The 15,649-nt window shown below is 70.3% G+C and carries 17 protein-coding genes; 5 read left to right on the plus strand and 12 right to left on the minus strand.

Annotation, left to right across the window (positions count from 1 at the left end):
- Nucleotides 1-4: 4 nt before the first annotated feature.
- Both rsmD and H7H34_RS04045 read right to left on the minus strand, forming a co-directional pair.
- Nucleotides 5-559, minus strand: coding sequence for a 16S rRNA (guanine(966)-N(2))-methyltransferase RsmD (rsmD, locus tag H7H34_RS04040; RefSeq protein WP_185924328.1), 555 nt, complete (start codon nt 557-559; stop codon nt 5-7).
- Nucleotides 556-2,616 (minus strand): pseudouridine synthase, encoded by a 2,061-nt coding sequence (locus H7H34_RS04045; protein WP_185924329.1) that lies wholly within the window; start codon nt 2,614-2,616, stop codon nt 556-558. The genes rsmD and H7H34_RS04045 overlap by 4 nt, the downstream gene beginning before the upstream one ends.
- Nucleotides 2,617-2,754: 138 nt before the next feature.
- On the opposite strand from H7H34_RS04045, the gene H7H34_RS04050 reads away from it, so the two are divergent.
- Both H7H34_RS04050 and H7H34_RS04055 read left to right on the plus strand, forming a co-directional pair.
- Nucleotides 2,755-3,228 (plus strand): nucleoside deaminase, encoded by a 474-nt coding sequence (locus H7H34_RS04050; protein WP_209006147.1) that lies wholly within the window; start codon nt 2,755-2,757, stop codon nt 3,226-3,228.
- 60 nt (nt 3,229-3,288) lie between these two features.
- On the plus strand, nt 3,289-3,633 hold the full coding sequence (locus H7H34_RS04055; protein WP_185924330.1) for an antibiotic biosynthesis monooxygenase family protein: 345 nt from the start codon (nt 3,289-3,291) through the stop codon (nt 3,631-3,633).
- A gap of 27 nt (nt 3,634-3,660) precedes the next feature.
- On the opposite strand, the gene H7H34_RS04060 is transcribed toward H7H34_RS04055, so the two are convergent.
- From H7H34_RS04060 to H7H34_RS04070, 3 genes are all read right to left on the minus strand, one after another.
- On the minus strand, nt 3,661-4,515 hold the full coding sequence (locus tag H7H34_RS04060) for an MBL fold metallo-hydrolase (protein WP_185924331.1): 855 nt from the start codon (nt 4,513-4,515) through the stop codon (nt 3,661-3,663).
- An 88-nt stretch (nt 4,516-4,603) separates the two neighbouring features.
- On the minus strand, nt 4,604-5,455 hold the full coding sequence (locus H7H34_RS04065; RefSeq protein WP_185924332.1) for a patatin-like phospholipase family protein: 852 nt from the start codon (nt 5,453-5,455) through the stop codon (nt 4,604-4,606).
- Between the two features lie 28 nt (nt 5,456-5,483).
- Nucleotides 5,484-5,984 (minus strand): MOSC domain-containing protein, encoded by a 501-nt coding sequence (locus tag H7H34_RS04070; RefSeq protein WP_185924333.1) that lies wholly within the window; start codon nt 5,982-5,984, stop codon nt 5,484-5,486.
- A 117-nt stretch (nt 5,985-6,101) separates the two neighbouring features.
- Between H7H34_RS04070 and H7H34_RS04075 the strand changes: the two genes are divergently transcribed.
- Together H7H34_RS04075 and H7H34_RS04080 are read left to right on the plus strand one after the other, a co-directional pair.
- Nucleotides 6,102-7,907, plus strand: a complete 1,806-nt coding sequence (locus H7H34_RS04075) for a monovalent cation:proton antiporter-2 (CPA2) family protein (protein ID WP_185924334.1) — start codon at nt 6,102-6,104, stop codon at nt 7,905-7,907.
- 110 nt (nt 7,908-8,017) lie between these two features.
- The gene (locus tag H7H34_RS04080; protein ID WP_185924335.1) at nt 8,018-8,239 is read left to right on the plus strand and encodes a DUF2093 domain-containing protein; all 222 of its coding nucleotides are present in this window, start codon (nt 8,018-8,020) and stop codon (nt 8,237-8,239) included.
- Here the strand turns inward: H7H34_RS04080 and lpxK are convergent.
- The 6 genes from lpxK to H7H34_RS04110 are packed head-to-tail and all read right to left on the minus strand — an operon-like array spanning nt 8,215 to nt 13,776.
- Nucleotides 8,215-9,252, minus strand: a complete 1,038-nt coding sequence (gene lpxK / locus H7H34_RS04085; RefSeq protein ID WP_185924336.1) for a tetraacyldisaccharide 4'-kinase — start codon at nt 9,250-9,252, stop codon at nt 8,215-8,217. The genes H7H34_RS04080 and lpxK overlap by 25 nt on opposite strands.
- Entirely contained in the window at nt 9,249-10,604 is a 1,356-nt protein-coding gene (locus H7H34_RS04090) for a 3-deoxy-D-manno-octulosonic acid transferase (protein WP_185924337.1), read from the minus strand. Before H7H34_RS04090 ends, lpxK begins: the two co-directional genes overlap by 4 nt.
- Nucleotides 10,601-11,290: a lysophospholipid acyltransferase family protein gene (locus H7H34_RS04095; RefSeq protein ID WP_067341040.1), complete on the minus strand. Its 690-nt coding sequence runs from the start codon at nt 11,288-11,290 to the stop codon at nt 10,601-10,603. Before H7H34_RS04095 ends, H7H34_RS04090 begins: the two co-directional genes overlap by 4 nt.
- Before the next feature lie 50 nt (nt 11,291-11,340).
- On the minus strand, nt 11,341-11,583 hold the full coding sequence (locus tag H7H34_RS04100; RefSeq protein ID WP_067220627.1) for a DUF4170 domain-containing protein: 243 nt from the start codon (nt 11,581-11,583) through the stop codon (nt 11,341-11,343).
- A gap of 56 nt (nt 11,584-11,639) precedes the next feature.
- Nucleotides 11,640-12,446, minus strand: a complete 807-nt coding sequence (locus H7H34_RS04105; protein WP_209006148.1) for a 3'(2'),5'-bisphosphate nucleotidase CysQ — start codon at nt 12,444-12,446, stop codon at nt 11,640-11,642.
- The gene (locus H7H34_RS04110) at nt 12,433-13,776 is read right to left on the minus strand and encodes a TldD/PmbA family protein (RefSeq protein ID WP_185924338.1); all 1,344 of its coding nucleotides are present in this window, start codon (nt 13,774-13,776) and stop codon (nt 12,433-12,435) included. Before H7H34_RS04110 ends, H7H34_RS04105 begins: the two co-directional genes overlap by 14 nt.
- Before the next feature lie 248 nt (nt 13,777-14,024).
- Between H7H34_RS04110 and H7H34_RS04115 the strand changes: the two genes are divergently transcribed.
- Entirely contained in the window at nt 14,025-14,609 is a 585-nt protein-coding gene (locus H7H34_RS04115) for a DUF6101 family protein (protein WP_209006149.1), read from the plus strand.
- A gap of 22 nt (nt 14,610-14,631) precedes the next feature.
- On the opposite strand, the gene ubiA is transcribed toward H7H34_RS04115, so the two are convergent.
- The gene (ubiA, locus tag H7H34_RS04120) at nt 14,632-15,576 is read right to left on the minus strand and encodes a 4-hydroxybenzoate octaprenyltransferase (protein WP_185924339.1); all 945 of its coding nucleotides are present in this window, start codon (nt 15,574-15,576) and stop codon (nt 14,632-14,634) included.
- Nucleotides 15,577-15,649: the final 73 nt, after the last annotated feature.

The following is a 15,649-nucleotide window of genomic DNA, read 5'->3' on the forward strand; positions in this document are numbered from 1 at the left end:
GGCTTCAAGAGCGGCGGAAGATGACGAACTGGCTGTCGCCGACGGTGCGCCGGTCCAGCTCTTCCAGTCCGTCCACCGGCGCGATCTCGGTCTTGGCGTCTTCTTCCAGCACCACCAGTGCGCCCGGCACGAGCCAACCGCCGGCAAGACAGGCGGCCAGCGCCTGCTCGCCCAAGCCCTTGCGATAGGGCGGGTCGGCAAAGACGAGATCGAAGGGCGCAATGGTGCCGACCGGCCCGATGCGCGTTGCATCGCGGCGGAAGATCTTGGTCGCGCCGGTCAGGCCGAGCGCTTCGACATTGGAGCGGATCGCCGCACGTGCCGCACTTGCCTCCTCGACGAAGAGACAGTGGCGCGCGCCGCGGCTCAGCGCCTCCAGCCCCAGCGCACCGCTGCCGGCGAACAGGTCGAGGACCCGCGTGTCCTGCAGCGCCTCGCCATGGCCGTGGGTCAGCACGTTGAACAGCGTCTCGCGCAGCCGGTCGCTGGTCGGGCGCGTCGCGTCACCGCGCGGCGCCTCGATGGGAGAGCCCCGGAAGCGTCCGGCAACAATCCTCACGGACGCCAGCCTCCACCGGGACCTTTACCGCCCGGTCCCCGGCTGCCCGGACCTTTGCCGCCCGGTCCTTTGCCCGCGGGACGACCGCCACCCGGGCGGCCCGCGCCTGGACGTCCGCCACCCGGGCGATCGCCGCGCGGCCGGTCCCCGCCCGGCTTGCCGCCGAACGGCCTGTCGCCCCTCGGGCGATCCTCACGGGGACGGTCGCTTCTGGGCTTGTCGCCGAAGGGCCTGTCGCCTCGCGGACGATCCTCGCGGGGACGGTCGCTCCGCGGCTTATCGCCGAAGGGCCGATCACCACGGGGCCTGTCTTCACGAGGCCGATCCTCGCGCGGCCGATCCTCGCGCGGGCCGGAGCGGCGCTGGCGGTCATCGCCCGAGCGTGCTCCGAACGGCTTGCGTTCGGCCCTGTCCCCGAAGGACTTGCCGCCGCCAGCCTTGCCGCCAAAGGATTTGCCTCCGCCCGGCTTGCCGCGACCGGCACCGCGCGGTGCATCCTCGGACGGCGGGGCGGTGTCGACCACCAGCGAGCCGTCTTCGTCCCAGATCCGCCGACGCGCGCCGGACGACTGGCCATCGCCCTTGGGCGTGCGCGGCATCGTGTCCGGGGTGAAGCGGAAACGCGAGCGCGGCGAGACGTAGGCGGACGGCTCCGGCTCGTTGCGCGAGGGGCGTGCGGCCCGGCTGTCGTCCTTGCGGCGGGTGCGGGACGGTTTCTCGCGCGCCTCGCGGCCCTCGCGGGCGCTGAGATAGCGGTCCTCGGTCCTTGCGGCTCCCGGCTTGCCGCCGGCGGGCTTGCCGCGCTGCGGGCCGGCGGCAGGAGCGGACTTGCGCGCCGGCTGGGCGCCTTCGGCATCCGCCTCGCCGCCCGGCGTCAGGAGCGGGGCCTCGAAATCGGCATTGGCCTCGGCGGCCAGTCTCTCGCCGAGCTGGTCGCGCAGCACCCGGCCGCGGATCTCGCGCACCTCGCCCTCGGGCAGCTCGGCCAGCTGGAACGGGCCGAACGAGATGCGGATCAGCCGGTTCACGGCAAGGCCGAGGTGTTCCAGAACCTTCTTGATCTCGCGGTTCTTGCCTTCGCGCAGCGCGAGCGTCATCCAGACGTTGTCGCCCTGCTCCTTGTCGATCTGGGCCTCGATGGCACCGTAAAGCACGCCGTCGACCTCGATGCCGTCGGCCAGCTGGTCGAGCCGGTCCTGCGTGATCTCGCCATAGGCGCGCACGCGGTAGCGGCGCAGCCAGCCGGTCGCCGGCAGTTCCAGCACGCGCGACAGGCCGCCGTCGTTGGTCAGCAGAAGCAGGCCTTCGGTGTTGATGTCGAGGCGCCCGACGGTCAGCACGCGCGGCAGGGTCTTGGGCAGCCGCTCGAACACGGTCGGCCGGCCTTCCGGGTCGGAGTTGGTCGTCACCAGGCCGCGCGGCTTGTGGTAGAGCCACAGACGGGTGCGCTCGCGCTCCGGCAGCGGCTCGCCGTCCACGGTGATGCGGTCGGCCTCCGTCACGGTGACGGCGGGCGAGGTCAGGACGGTGCCGTTGACCGCGACGCGGCCGGCGACCACCCAGCTCTCGGCCGTACGGCGCGAGCACAGGCCGGCCCGCGCGATCACCTTGGCGACGCGCTCGGCATCCTCGGTCCGTGCGGCCAGGGGAGCAGCACCCGGAGGCGGCGTCTTGTCGCGCTTCGGGGCGCTCTTGCGCTCGCCGAAGCTCTTCTTGCCGGCAAAGCCCTTCTTGTCGCCGAAGCTCTTCTTTTCGCCGAAGCGCTTGCCGCCGGCATCCGGGCCGCCGCGCCGCTCGCCGAACTTGCGCTCGCCGCCGCGCTCTGCGCTCCGGTCCGCGCCCCGATCTGCGGACTTGTCGCCGAACTTGCGTTCGCCTGCGGCCTTCGGGCCGAAGCTCTTGCGTGGGCCGCGCGGCTCCGCTCCGTCCGCAGAGCGATGCGGGCCGTCATTGCCGCGCGCTGCGCGGGGCTTGCCGTTGCCGGGGCGTCCGCTGCCGGATTTCCCCGGCGCGGGGGCGCGGCGCGGAGGCCGCGAGGATCGATTGTCTTCGGTCATGGTGCCGCGTCATACCAGAGCCGCAGGGCTGCGGGAAGCGCGCTTTTTCAGGGCCTCGCCATGCGTTTTGCGCAAGGGGGCGCGGGAGGGCCGACTTGGCGATTCCAAACGCCTCGCCGGGGCTGTAGGGTCGCGGCCATGACGGGGAACGAAAGCCTTGGCCGGAGCACCGGCGGTTTCATGGATCTGGCGCTGGAAGAAGCGCGCGCGGCGGCCGGGCGCGGCGAGGTACCGGTCGGCGCCGTGCTGGTGCGCGGCGGCGAGGTTCTGGCCGCCGACGGCAACCGCACGCTGGAGCTGAGCGACCCCACCGCCCATGCAGAAATCCTGGTGATGCGCCGCGCCGCGGCGTCTCTCGGCAGCCAGCGGCTGCCCGATTGCGACCTTTACGTCACGCTCGAGCCCTGCCCGATGTGCGCGGCGGCGATTTCCTTCGCCCGCATCCGCCGGCTCTATTTCGGCGCGTCCGATCCCAAGGGCGGAGCGGTGGAAAACGGCGTGCGCTTTTATTCGCAGGCCACCTGCCACCATGCGCCGGAGGTCTATTCGGGTCTTGCCGAGCGCGATGCGGCGGATCTGCTGCGCGGCTTCTTCAAGGACCGGCGCGGCTGAGAAAGGTCCGGCGGATGGCAGGCACAAGGGGCCGATGCCGGGCGAGGGAGGGAGAGGAACATGATTGCGGTAATCTTCGAGGTCTGGCCGAAGGAAGGCCACACGGGGGCCTATCTCGATATCGCGGCGGGGCTGAAGCCGCTGCTCGCCGAGCAGGACGGCTTCATCTCCGTCGAGCGCTTCGAGAGCCTGACCGAGCCCGGCAAGCTGCTTTCGATCTCCTTCTGGCGCGATGAGGAAGCCCTGTCGAAGTGGCGGCACGAGGCGCGCCACCGCATGGCGCAGGCCGCCGGGCGAGGTACCCATTTCGCCGACTACCGGCTGCGGGTGGCCGCCGTCATCCGCGATTACGGCATGAGCGAGCGCGACGAGGCGCCGGAAGACAGTATCGCCTTGCACGGGTGAGGGGCCTGCATGGGGGCAGTGTGGCACTCACCCCTCGGGCAGCACCAGGACGGTCTGCTCGGCGGGCAGCGCGGCGCGGCTCGTCACATAGAGCGGGCTTTCCGACATTTCGACCCGGAACCCTTCGCTCGCCATGCGCACGGTGAAGCTCTCGCGCGAGCCGTAGGTATAGGCGTGCATCGGGATGACGATGCGCGGCGACACGGCGCGGATCACCTCCACCAAGCTGTCGAGCCGCAGCGTCGAGGCGTTGTCGACCGGGGCGAACACGATGTCGATCGTGCCGAGCCGCGCCAGGTCCTCCGCCGTCAGCCGGTGGTGCAGGTGGCCGAGATGGGCGATGCACAGGTCCGCCACCTCGAACACGAAGATCGAGTTGCCGAGCGGGCGGGTCTCGCCGTCCCAGCCGCGAATGTTGGTCTGCAGGTTGCGGATGCGCACGTCCTCGACGGTGAGGTCGTGGTCCATCGGCCCCCCGTTCGGGTTCCAGCCGAGCAGCACATGCTCGATCCCCGGATCCGGAGCGACGGTGAAATGGGTGGAATGGGCGCCGTTCATCGTGACGATGCGCGGCAGCCGCCCTGGCCGGTGCACGTTGTTGTAGTCGGTGGCGATGCGCACGCCCTTCGGCGTCTCGATCTCGAAGGTGGCATGGCCGATGAAGGTTATGGCGACCTGGTTCATCGCCAGTGCCGCCTGCCGCACGATGGACGGCGGTGCCTGTATCCATCCCTCGGCGAGAAGCTGGCAGGAGGCGGCGGCCGGGCCCGCGGCAAACCCCAGGACGCCGAGAGCCCCGGCAACCCGGAAGACGGCGGCGCGCGTCCTCTCCCTCCACGAACGGACGGACGGGCGGTGGGCGGAGAACGTCGTGAGGTCCATGGCGGGGCTCCGTGCTTGCGTGCCGCAAGGTAAGGATAGCGCCTCGCCGACGCGCTTCAAGGCGGAGAGAGCAGGCTGGAGGTGCCCCTCAGGCGATCTGGCGACCGGTTTCGTAGGCCTCGATGGCCGCCCCCACCCGCTGCTTGACCATCTCGCGCATCGGCTCTGCCGCTTCCAGGATGCTGGCGGTCTTCATGAAGTCGAGCACCCGGAAGCCGGAGATATCGGGTTTCACCAGCACGTCCGGCTGACGGTTCTTCAGCTTTTCCAGAACGATGGATTGCATCAGGATCTGCGTCGCGCCGAACACCGCGTCACCCGCGCCCGGCAGGTTGCGCCCCTTGCGCGGCATCGGCGAGCCGACCACGTCGCAGGCCACGACGATGTCGATGTCGGGCGGCAGCGCGTCGAAGGGCAGGGGATTGACCAGCCCGCCGTCGACCATGATCCGGCCGCCGACGGTCACCGGCTTGAACAGGGCGGGAATGGCGATGGAGGCCGCGACCGCATGGTGCAGCGAGCCCCGTTCCAGGCGCACCTCGCGGCATTGGTAGAAGTCCGTGGCGATCAGCGTCAGCGGCGTTTCCAGGTCGTCGAACGTCGCCGGGATGTGTTGGCCGACGAACTGCTCCAGCACCTTGAGTGCGTCGAACTGCATGATCCCCGGACTGCCGAACAGGTCGCCGAGCTTGCGCGGCCGCAGCTTCCAGAGCCGCGCCAGTACCGAATTCCGGTCGGCGAAGGTCGTCTGCGAGATCTCGCGCAGGGCCTTGCCGTCGAGACCGGCCGCATGGCCGGCGCCGAAGATCGCGCCGATGGAGGTGCCGGCGATGGCCGTTGGCCGGATGCCGAGATCGTCGAAGGCCTCGATCACCGGAACATGGGCGATGCCGCGAGCCCCGCCGCCGCCGAGCGCCAGTCCTATCCGAGCGGTTGTCATCGCTTCTCCTGCCGGCTGGCGCCGGTCGTCACGCGTTTTGGTCCGCCGTCTTGCGCGCCTCGGGCACGAAAGCGTCGCCGAGGGCGAAGCGGCCCGGCTCCAGCACCTCGGCATAGTAGCCGCCATGGCCGCGCATGGCATTGTAGCCGCCCGGGCCCAGTATGGTCTCCATCCGGCTACAGGGGGCGCAGGGGCCGGAAATCCGCACCAGTGCGGTGCCGAGACGCAAGGGGTGATGGCGAACGGCGGCGAGATTGAGGCCATGCACAACCACGTTGCGCCGCAGCTGGGCGGGGTGCACCTCGGGCAGGCCGGCCAGCGCCGCGATCACCGCCAGATGCTCTCCCTGCAACAGGGTGATGGCGCGCTTGCCGCCGCTGACATAGTGGTCGCCCGCAAGGCCGGCCAGTGTTGCCTCCGCGCTCTCGACCGCCACCAATGGCTGCAGCCGCGCCGGCCGCAGGCCGATCCACGCGACACGGCCGGGCCGGGCATGTCGTGCCATCAGCGCCTTGAGATCGCTGGCCATCGGTACGCGCTCCTGTTCGCTGGGAAGCAATTCAACTAGGATTTTCCGGCGGATTCGGGCAGAGGGGTCCGCCGCCTTCCATCCAATCCTCTGCCAACGGGCACATCAAGAGACATCATGGCAACTGAAGCCGCGCCTCCCTTTTTCTTCGAATCGCTCACGGTGCTGGCCGCCACGGTCGCGTCCGTGCCGATTGCCAGGAAGCTGGGTCTCGGTTCCGTGGTCGGCTATCTCGCCGCAGGCCTCGTCATCGGCCCGCACGGCTTCGATTTCATCCGCTCGGCGGTCGAGATCCGCAGCGTCGCCGAACTCGGCGTGGTTCTGCTGCTCTTCGTCATCGGGCTGGAGCTGGAGCCAGCGCGGCTCTGGCGGATGAAGGGCGACATCTTCGGCCTCGGCACGTCGCAGGTGCTGCTGTGCGGCGTGGCGCTGGTCGCCGTGGCGCTGCTCGGCGGGCTGTCGCTGGAGGTGGCACTGATCGCCGGTTTCGGCCTTGCGCTCTCCTCCACCGCCTTCGCCCTGCAGATCCTGCAGGAGCGCGGGCAATTGACCACGTCCTACGGACAGCGCGCCTTCGGCATCCTGCTCCTTCAGGACATGGCGATCGTGCCGCTGCTGGCGATGATCCCGGTCCTGTCGCCGCGCGGCGGGGAGATGCGCGGGGCGGACATCGCCATCGAGCTGGGCATCACCGTTGCCGCGGTCGCCGGCGTCGTTCTGGTCGGGCGGTACCTGCTCACACCCCTGTTCTCGCTGCTGGCGCGCGCCAGGGCGCGCGAGGTGATGCTTGCGGCCGCGCTGCTGGTGGCGCTGGGCAGCGGCGGCATCATGCACGCGGTTGGCCTGTCGATGGCGCTCGGCGCATTCCTTGCCGGCGTCATGCTGTCGGAATCCAGCTTCCGCCACACGCTGGAGGCCGATATCGAGCCGTTCCGCTCGTTGCTGATGGGCCTGTTCTTCATCTCCGTCGGCATGTCGCTGGACCTGCCGGTCGTCTTCGCACAGTGGTGGATGGTGCTCATCGGCGTTGCCGCCACCATGGTGCTCAAGGGCGTGTTGATCTGGGGCCTGTCGCGGCTGTTCGGCTCGACCAATTCCGACGCGCTGAGGATCGCGGTGACGCTGCCGCAGGGCGGCGAGTTTGCCTTCGTTCTGTTCACTGCCGCGGCGGTCGCCGGAATTTTCGGCCGCGACATGCTGACGATCCTGATCGCCGTCGTCGTGGTGTCCATGCTGCTGACGCCGGTCGCCTGCCTTGCCCACGACATGCTGGCCCGCCGGCTGCAACGGCACGGTGTCGTGACCGATGCCATCGAGACATTCGAGGATGCGATGCCGACCGTGCTTGTCATCGGCTTCGGCCGCTTCGGCATGATGGTCTCGCAGATGCTGACATCGGAGGGCGTGGAGGTGATCGCGCTCGACAACCGCCCGGAACGCGTCGCCTATGCGCGCAAGCTCGGCTACCGGGTCTATGTCGGCGATGCGACCCGGCCCGACGTGCTGGAGGCAGCCGGCGCGGGTCGGGCGGTCCTCGTCGCGCTGTGCATCGAGAACGACAAGGTGATGGCACAGGCCATCGACCTCATCCGGGCCCATTTCCCCGAAGCCAAGCTGTTCTGCCGCGCCACCGACCGGGTTCATGCCCTGGAGCTGACCCGGCGCGGCGTCGACTACCACATTCGCGAGACCTTTGAATCGAGCGTGCATTTCGGCCGGGCCGCGCTCGCCCAACTGGGCATCCCCTCCGACCGGATCGCGGAGATCGAGGAGGATGTGCGCCTGCGCGACCGTGAGCGGATGGAGCTGCAATTGCACGGTGGGCCAATGGCCGGGGCCGATACGTTGCATCGGGTGACGCCGCGCCGGGGCGGCGATGCCGGGCAGGGGCCGCAGGACACGCCGCCGGAGGAGCAGGGGTGAGGAGGGACCGCTCGGGCCGCGGTGGCGCTGCGGGGGGTGGTCAAGGCGCGAAGGGGCCTGTATTCAGGAGCCAAAGACGGCCTCGAGAGGCTGCGAAAGGCATCAGACGCATGAACCGATACGAGAACCCGCGCGTGCCGGGCGAGGCGCGCATCCGCTATCTGGACGCGGACTTCCAGATCCTGTCGCCGGGCACCTTCGTGCGCTGTGCCGTGACCGGCCAGTCGATTCCGCTCGACGAGCTGAAATACTGGAGCGTGGCGCGCCAGGAGGCCTATGTGGACGCGCAGGCCGCCCTTGCCCGCTATCAGGAGTGTGGCGAAACGCCCTGAGATAGGCGCGCTTCCAGGAACGCGGCCAGGCCTTGCGGGTCTTCCGCCTGCATCTCCACATCCAGGACCTTCGCTTGCTGCGCCAGCCGGGCAAGCGCGGTGTCGCCTTCGCTCATGCCGAGCCGCACCCGATCCTTTGCCGTGGTGACGAGGGCCAGACCGTCCCGCGCAGCCCCCTCGAGCAGCTCCTGCGCTTCGCGCTCGGTAAAGGCGTGGTGATCGCCGAAGAACCGCGTTTGCGCGACCTCTGCCCCCGCGGTCCGCAGGCTCTGCGCGAACCGTTCCGGCCGGCCGATGCCGGCAAAGGCCAGGACCCGGCTCCCCTTCAGCCACGGCGCTTGCCGCGCTGCCAGTCTTGCACGGAACGCTGGCAGGCCCCGTGACCGGGCGGCGGCCTCGACCGGGCCGGCCGCCACGCCGTCGCCGATCACTACCAGCGCATCGACATGGGCGAGCTGCCGCTCTACCGGCGCGCGCAAGGGGCCGGCCGGCAGGCAGAAGCCGTTGCCGGTGCCGGACGCGGCATCGACCAGCGCCAGCGACACGGTCTTGGCCAGCGCCGGGTTCTGCAATCCGTCATCCATCAGGATCACGCTGCCGAGCGTTTCGGCCAGCCTTGCGCCTCCCGCCCGGTCGGCGGTGATCACCACCGGGCCGCCAGCGGCGAGCAGCAGGGACTCGTCGCCTGCCTCGACCGGGCCATGTCGGTCGGGATCGAGCAGTACGGGCGGGCCGCCGGACAGCCTGCCGCCATAACCGCGGGTGAGAAAGACCGGTCGCTCTCCCCTGGCGCGCAGCAACCTGGCCAGCGCCAGCGCGAAGGGCGTCTTGCCGGTACCCCCGACCGTGAAATTGCCGACGCAGATCACCGGCACGGCGGCCGTGTACGCGGGGCTGCGGGCCATGCGGCCTGCGGTGATCGCGCCATAGAGCCAGCCGAGCGGGGCGAGTGCGATCGCGGCCGGGCCGGGCGGCCGCCACCAGAAGGACGGGGCTTCGAGCCCGCCGCTCACCGCGACGGTTCCCTTGCGGGCGGCAGCAGGGGCGCAAGCGCGGCCAGGCTGGCGTCCAGCGCGCCGCTTCCGGCTCTGGCGACATCGGCGGCGATGGCCGCTTGCCGGGTCGCCAGGGTCTGGTCGCCCAGCAGCCTGCGCACGGCTGCGGTCAGTTCGCCCGTGTCGTGCACGACCTCGGCGCCCTTCGCTGCAAGCAGCGGCGTGTAGATGTCGAGCAGGTTGAACACATGCGGGCCGGTGACGATGGCCGTGCCGAGGCGGGCGGCCTCCAGCGGGTTCTGCCCGCCCTCCGGTACCAGCGACTTGCCGATGAAGGCGACCGGCGCGATGCGATAGTAGAGGCCCATCTCGCCGATCGTGTCGCCGAGATAGATGTCGCAGTCCGCATCCGGCAGCAGGCCTTCCGAGCGCCGGGCGAGCCGCAGTCCGCGTGCGGCAAGGCTGGCGGCGATGGCGCCGCCCCGCTCCGGATGCCGGGGCACGATGACCGTGAGCAGGCCGGGCAACTCGCCGCGCAGTGCCTCGTGCACCTCGGCGACCATTGCTTCCTCGCCCTCATGCGTGCTGGCGGCCAGCCACACGGGGCGCGAGCCGAGCACCTGGCGGATGGCCTCGAGTGCCGCGGGGTCGACCGGCAGCTCGCCGCCGTCGAATTTCAGGTTGCCGCAGACCTCGACCCGAGGCGCACCGAATTCGCTGAGCCGTTCCGCGTCCTCCGCCGTCTGGGCGAGGCACAGCGAAATGCGCGAGAAGATCGCATGGGCGAAGGGCCGCATCCGCCGCCAGCCCTCGGCAGAGCGCGGCGACATGGTGGCGCTGGCGATGGCCAGTGGAATGCCGCGCCGGGCAAGGGTGGAGATGGTCGTCGGCCAGATCTCGGATTCCGCCGTGATGGCAAGGTCCGGGCGCCAGTGATCGAGAAACCGGCCGATGCCGGGGGGCGCGTCGTAGGGCACGAACTGGTGGATGACGCCCGGATCCGCTTCGGCAGCGGCGATCCGCGCCGAGGTCACCGTTCCGGTGGTCAGCAGCACGCCGAGCCCGCGCCGGCGCAGGGCCCGCACCAGCGGGCGCGAGGCGTTCATCTCGCCGACGCTGGCCGCATGCAGCCAGACCAGCGGGCCGTCCGGGCGCGGGTGCGAGGTGCGTCCGAAGCGCTCGCCGCGCCGTGCCTCGTCCTCCTTGCCGCGCCGTGCGCGGCGGGCGAAGAGCAACGGCAGCAGCGGCGCGATGGCGCGCCCGAACCCGCGATAGAGCCGCAAGAGGCATTCTCCGGCCAGGCGCGACAACACCCCGGCGCGGACGGTGCCGGCCGGCGGAGGTGTCGTCGTCGGACCGGGCGCGGTCATCCGGACTTGGCCAGCGCGTAGGCGCGCTCGGTGGTCTCGTTCATCGACGCCTCCACGGCCTTGCGCGCCTCTTCCAGTGCGGCATCGTCCGCGTCCGGGGCGACATGGATCGCCTCGCCGGACGCAACGACCATCCGGCCGAAGGGCAGGTTGATCGTCGCCCTGTCCCAGGTCGAAAGGTCGATATGCCGGCTGGTCGCCACCGCCATCGGCACGATCGGCCGCCCGGAATGGCGGGCGAGCTGGACGATGCCGAGCCCGGCGACGCGCGAGACCTTCGGCACATCCGCCGTCATCGCCACGCTGGCGCCTTCCTTCAGGCAGCGCATCGCCTCGATGAAGCCGCGCAGGCCTCCGCGCTTGCTCACCTGGTGGGCGTGATGGGCGCCGGAAGCGCGGATCAGGCCGAGGCCGAGCTTGCTCGCGGCGATGGCGTTGATCTCACCGTCGGCCGAGCGCGAGATCATCACCCTGACGTCATAGCTCGGCGGCCGGGCGAAGGGCATGACGAAGTGCTGCCCGTGCCACATGGCGACGATGGCCGGCAGGTCCACCTCGAGGCGCTCGTAGAGATCGGGCGGGTCGAGACGGAACGAGCTGGTCTTGCGGACGGCAAGCAGGTAGCCGGCCAGCGCATTGCCGACCAGCTTCTGCAGGAGCGGGCTGCGGCCCGCGCGCTTCAGCATGATCCGCCCGACAGCATGGCCGGGACCCAGGAAAGACGGCTTGCCAAGGGTTACTTGCCCTCGGTCTCGGGGTCGAGCAGCCGGTGCATGTGGACGATGAAGTAACGCATATGGGCGTTGTCCACCGACTGCTGCGCCTTCTGCTTCCACACCGCGTAGGCGCTGGCGTAATTCGGGTAGATACCGACGATGTCGAGGTCCTCGAGATCGCGGAAGGTCAGGCCGTCGACATGCTCGAGCTCGCCGCCGAAGACGAGGTGGAGCAGTTGCTTGCCGGGTTCGGTGGTCGTCATGAACGTCACTCCGCAAACAGGGTTCGCAAGGGTCGGGCCGGAAGATCCGGCCGGTATCACGGGTTCGTCAAGAGCCGCGCAAGGATCGGCCGCAGCGGTGCGGCAAGGGCTGGCGGACCGGCGACCAGTGCCGGATGCCGGACGCTCGCCCGGTTGTAGGCGAGCGGCTGCCCGTCGAGATCCTCGAGCCGGCCGCCCGCTTCCTGCACCAAAAGGTCCGCCGCCGCAAGGTCCCAGTCGCAGGCATTTTCCCGCACCACGGCGGCATCGATCCGGCCTTCCGCGACCAGCGCGAGCCGCAGGGCGAGGGAGGGCACGTAGCCGGCATGGGAAATGCCGGTGCGCATCATCGGTGCCTGGCCGGTGATCGACTTGGGACCCGCGACGCTGGCGCCGGCCAGCGCCGGCTGGCCGGAGACGGCGACCCCACGCCCGTTGAGCCAGGCGCCCTGGCCGAGGGTGGCGGTGTAAAGGTCGTTGCCGACCGGCCGGAAGAGCGCGGCAGCCACCGGCCGCCCGTCCTCCACGACGGCGATGGCCACGGTCCACTCGCCGGAGCCGGCGAGAAAGCCGCGCGTCCCGTCGATCGGGTCGACCACGAAGCTGCGCCGGGCCGCCAGCCGCGAGCTGTCGTCGGCGGTTTCCTCCGACAGCCAGCCGTAGTCGGGGCGCGCGGCCTGCAGCGCCTCGGCCAGATGCCGGTCGACGGCAAGGTCCGCCTCGGACACGGGAGAGTCGTTCTCCTTGGTCCAGCGGCGCGGATCCTTGCGGAAATAGGACAGGGCGATTTCCCCGCCCGCGCGCGCGGCACGGGCGATCAGCTCCATGTCGTCGCGATTGGCGCGCGTGTCACTCGCCGGCAATGGTGAGGCCCTTCAGCAGCAGGCTCGGCACCTGGTAGGCCGAGCGCGTGTCCAGGTCGCTGCCCGCCTCCAGCGAGGCGAACATCGGGATCAGGTTGCCGGCGATGGTGATCTCCGAGACCGGATAGGCGATGGCGCCATCCTCGATCCAGAATCCCGAAGCCCCGCGCGAGTAATCCCCGGTGACGCCGTTGACGCCGTGGCCGATGAGGTCGGTGACCAGCAGGCCGGTGCCGATCTCTGCCAGCATCTCCTCTTGAGAGCGCGTGCCGGGCGACAGGGTGAGGTTGGTGGTCGACGGGCTGGTGCCCGCGCCCCCGCGCGATGCCCGCCCGTTGGGCGCAAGGCCGAGTTCGCGCGCTGCCGGCGTGTCCAGCAGCCAGGTCTTCAGGACGCCGTCCTCCACCAGCACCAGCGGGGCGACGGGGCGGCCCTCGCCGTCGAAGGGCCGGCTCGCCGGGCCGCGCGGGCGGGTCGGATCGTCGGTAATGGAAATCCCCGCGCTGAAGATCCGCTCGCCCATCCGCTCCTTCAGGAAGCTGGTGCCCCGCGCGATGGCCGCGCCGTTGATGGCGCCGGCGAAATGGCCGAGCAGCGAGCGCGCCGCGCGCGGCTCGTAGACGATGTCGGCGGTGCGGGTGGAGAGCTTGCGCGGGTTGAGCCGGGCGACAGCCCGCTCGCCGGCACGCCGGCCGATCTCGCGCGGGTCGGCAAGATCGCCGAGAAAGCCGCGGCTGTCGAAGTCGTAGTCCCGCTCCATCGCCGTGCCTTCGCCGGCGACCGCGGTGGCCGAGACGCCGTGGCGCGAGACGAGATATCCCCCGCAAAAGCCCTCGCTGGTCGCCAGCACCATGCCGGCCAGACGGAACGAGGCGCTGGCGCCGCCCGAGCGGCTGACGCCCTTCACGGCAAGGGCGGCAGCCTCTGCCTCGCGGGCACGCTCGGTAAGCGCCTCGGCGTCCACCTGCACGTCGTCGAGCAGTTCGAGATCGGGAAACTCGCTGGCGAGCTCGCCCGCCGGCACGAGGCCTGCGAACGGGTCTTCCGGGGCGACGCGGGCCATGGCGACGGCGCGCTCGGCAAGGGTCGCGCCCTCGCGGAAGTCGTTAGAGGAAACGCTGGCGACCCGGCGGCCGCAGAACACGCGCAAGGTGACGTCGTCGGCCTCGGAGCGTTCGCTCTCCTCCAGCTTGCCCTCGCGCATCTCGACGCCGAGCGAGACGCCGGTGGCGGCCACCACGTCGGCCGCGTCGGCGCCTGCCTTGAGGGCGGCAGCGACGAGCGCGCGGGCCTCGTCCATCAGCCGTGTCTGGTCAATCGGGTGCTGCATCTCGTGATCCTTGCGGGGCGGGAGGCGGTCCGCTGAATGGTCGGTGGCGACCGTAGTGCCGGGGCCGCGCTTCGGCAAGCCGGTCGCGGAGGCGGTTCAGGTTTTGTTTGCCCTGTTCGGTGACCAATCCCTAACCCTGGTTGCAACGGAAAAGCGTTAACCGTGCTTGTTAAGCGGATCGGGACGGCTCGCTGCTAGTGTGAAGCCATCAGAGGCCAGACAAAAACATTGGCCCGATGGAGAGCGAATTGAGCCGTCAAACAGCACATCAGGACGCCACTGCAAAAGGATCGGGCCGCACCGCGCGGCTCGATCCCTCGCAGATGCCGCACCGCTTCGCGGCCCGCGGCACGGCCTGCGAGCCGACGCAACTCGACGTCTATATCGACCGCCAGCAGGTCATCGTCAAACGCCGGCTCGCAGGCCTGCCGCTGACCCTTGCCCAGCCGGTCGCCGTCTTCCTCGGCGTCTTCGCCGAGGTCACGCCGGGTGAGGCCCCGGGCACGCTGAAGGCCCGTATCGGCCTGATGCACCGGGATCCCGCAATGTCCATCGAGTTGGCGAGCGACGACCGTCTGGAAGACCTTGCCGAAGACTGGTGCGCCTGGGGCGAGGCCCTCGGTCTGCCGCTTCTCCTGGTCGAGCCGGACGGCAGTGTCAGCCGCATTGACGGATCCGGCCATCCCGGCCGCACGCCGATGGCGCCGACCCGCCGCCGTGTCGCGGCGCTGACCGCGCGCCGTCCGCGCTTCCTGCTGCGCCGCAAGCCGGGCAGCCGCTCGCAGGAAACCGCCGTCTATCGCGGCGAGCGCGAGCTGATCGCCCGCAACTGAACGCAAAAAAGGCAGGCGCTGTTTACAGGAGCGCCTGCACCATCGCTTCCAGCACGAGGCCGGCGAACAGGATCCAGCCATAGGTCGTGTTGGAGCGGAACAGCTTCAGGCACTGATCCGGGTCGTCGATGTCGAGCCGGATGATCTGCCAGACGAGATGGGCAAGGCCGATGGCCAGGCCCGCAAAGGCAGCCGGTCCCGCATCCGCCCCGAACAGCGCCAGCGCAAACAGCACCGTCGCCCCGCCGTAAAGGGCAGCGAGCGCCGGCTTGGTCCACTCGCCGAACAGGCGCGCGGTGGAGCGCACCCCGACCAGCGCGTCGTCTTCCTTGTCCTGATGCGCGTAGATCGTGTCGTAGCCGATCGTCCACAGGATGCCGCCGCAATAGAGCGCCACCGCCGGCCAGTCGAGCCGGCCGAACGCGGCCGCCCAGCCCATCAGCGCGCCCCAGGAAAAGGCAAGGCCCAGGAACAGCTGGGGCCAGCTCGTCACCCGCTTCATGAACGGATAGACCGCAACGACCGCCAGCGAGGCGACGCCGAGCAGGATGGCGAAGCCGTTGAACTGCACCAGAACCGCAAGCCCGACCAGCGCCTGCAGCACCAGGAAGGCCTTGGCCTGCATCCGCGTGACCTGGCCCGACGGCAGCGGGCGCGAACGCGTCCGCGCCACCTTGTCGTCAATGTCCTGATCAATCAGGTCGTTATAGGTGCAGCCGGCGCCGCGCATGGCGATGGCGCCGATCATGAAAAGCAGAAGGTGCCAGGGGTCGGGCAGGGCCCGGCCGCCGGCGACGGCGGCAAGCGCGGCCGACCACCAGCACGGCCAAAGCAGCAGCCACCAGCCGATGGGCCGCTCCCAGCGGGCCAGTCTTGCGTAGGGCCGCAGCCATTCCGGAGCCCGCGTGTCGACCCAGTGTCCCCGCACCGCATCCGCCACCCGGCCCGCGATCGTGTCGTTTTGCATCGCCTCACCTGTCGGCTATCCGCCCGCGCCGTGATACCGCCTTTGGGCTGCGGATGAAAGGCCGGCGGGCGCG

Origin of the sequence: Stappia sp. 28M-7 (assembly GCF_014252955.1) — a bacterium.
Lineage (GTDB): Bacteria > Pseudomonadota > Alphaproteobacteria > Rhizobiales > Stappiaceae > Stappia.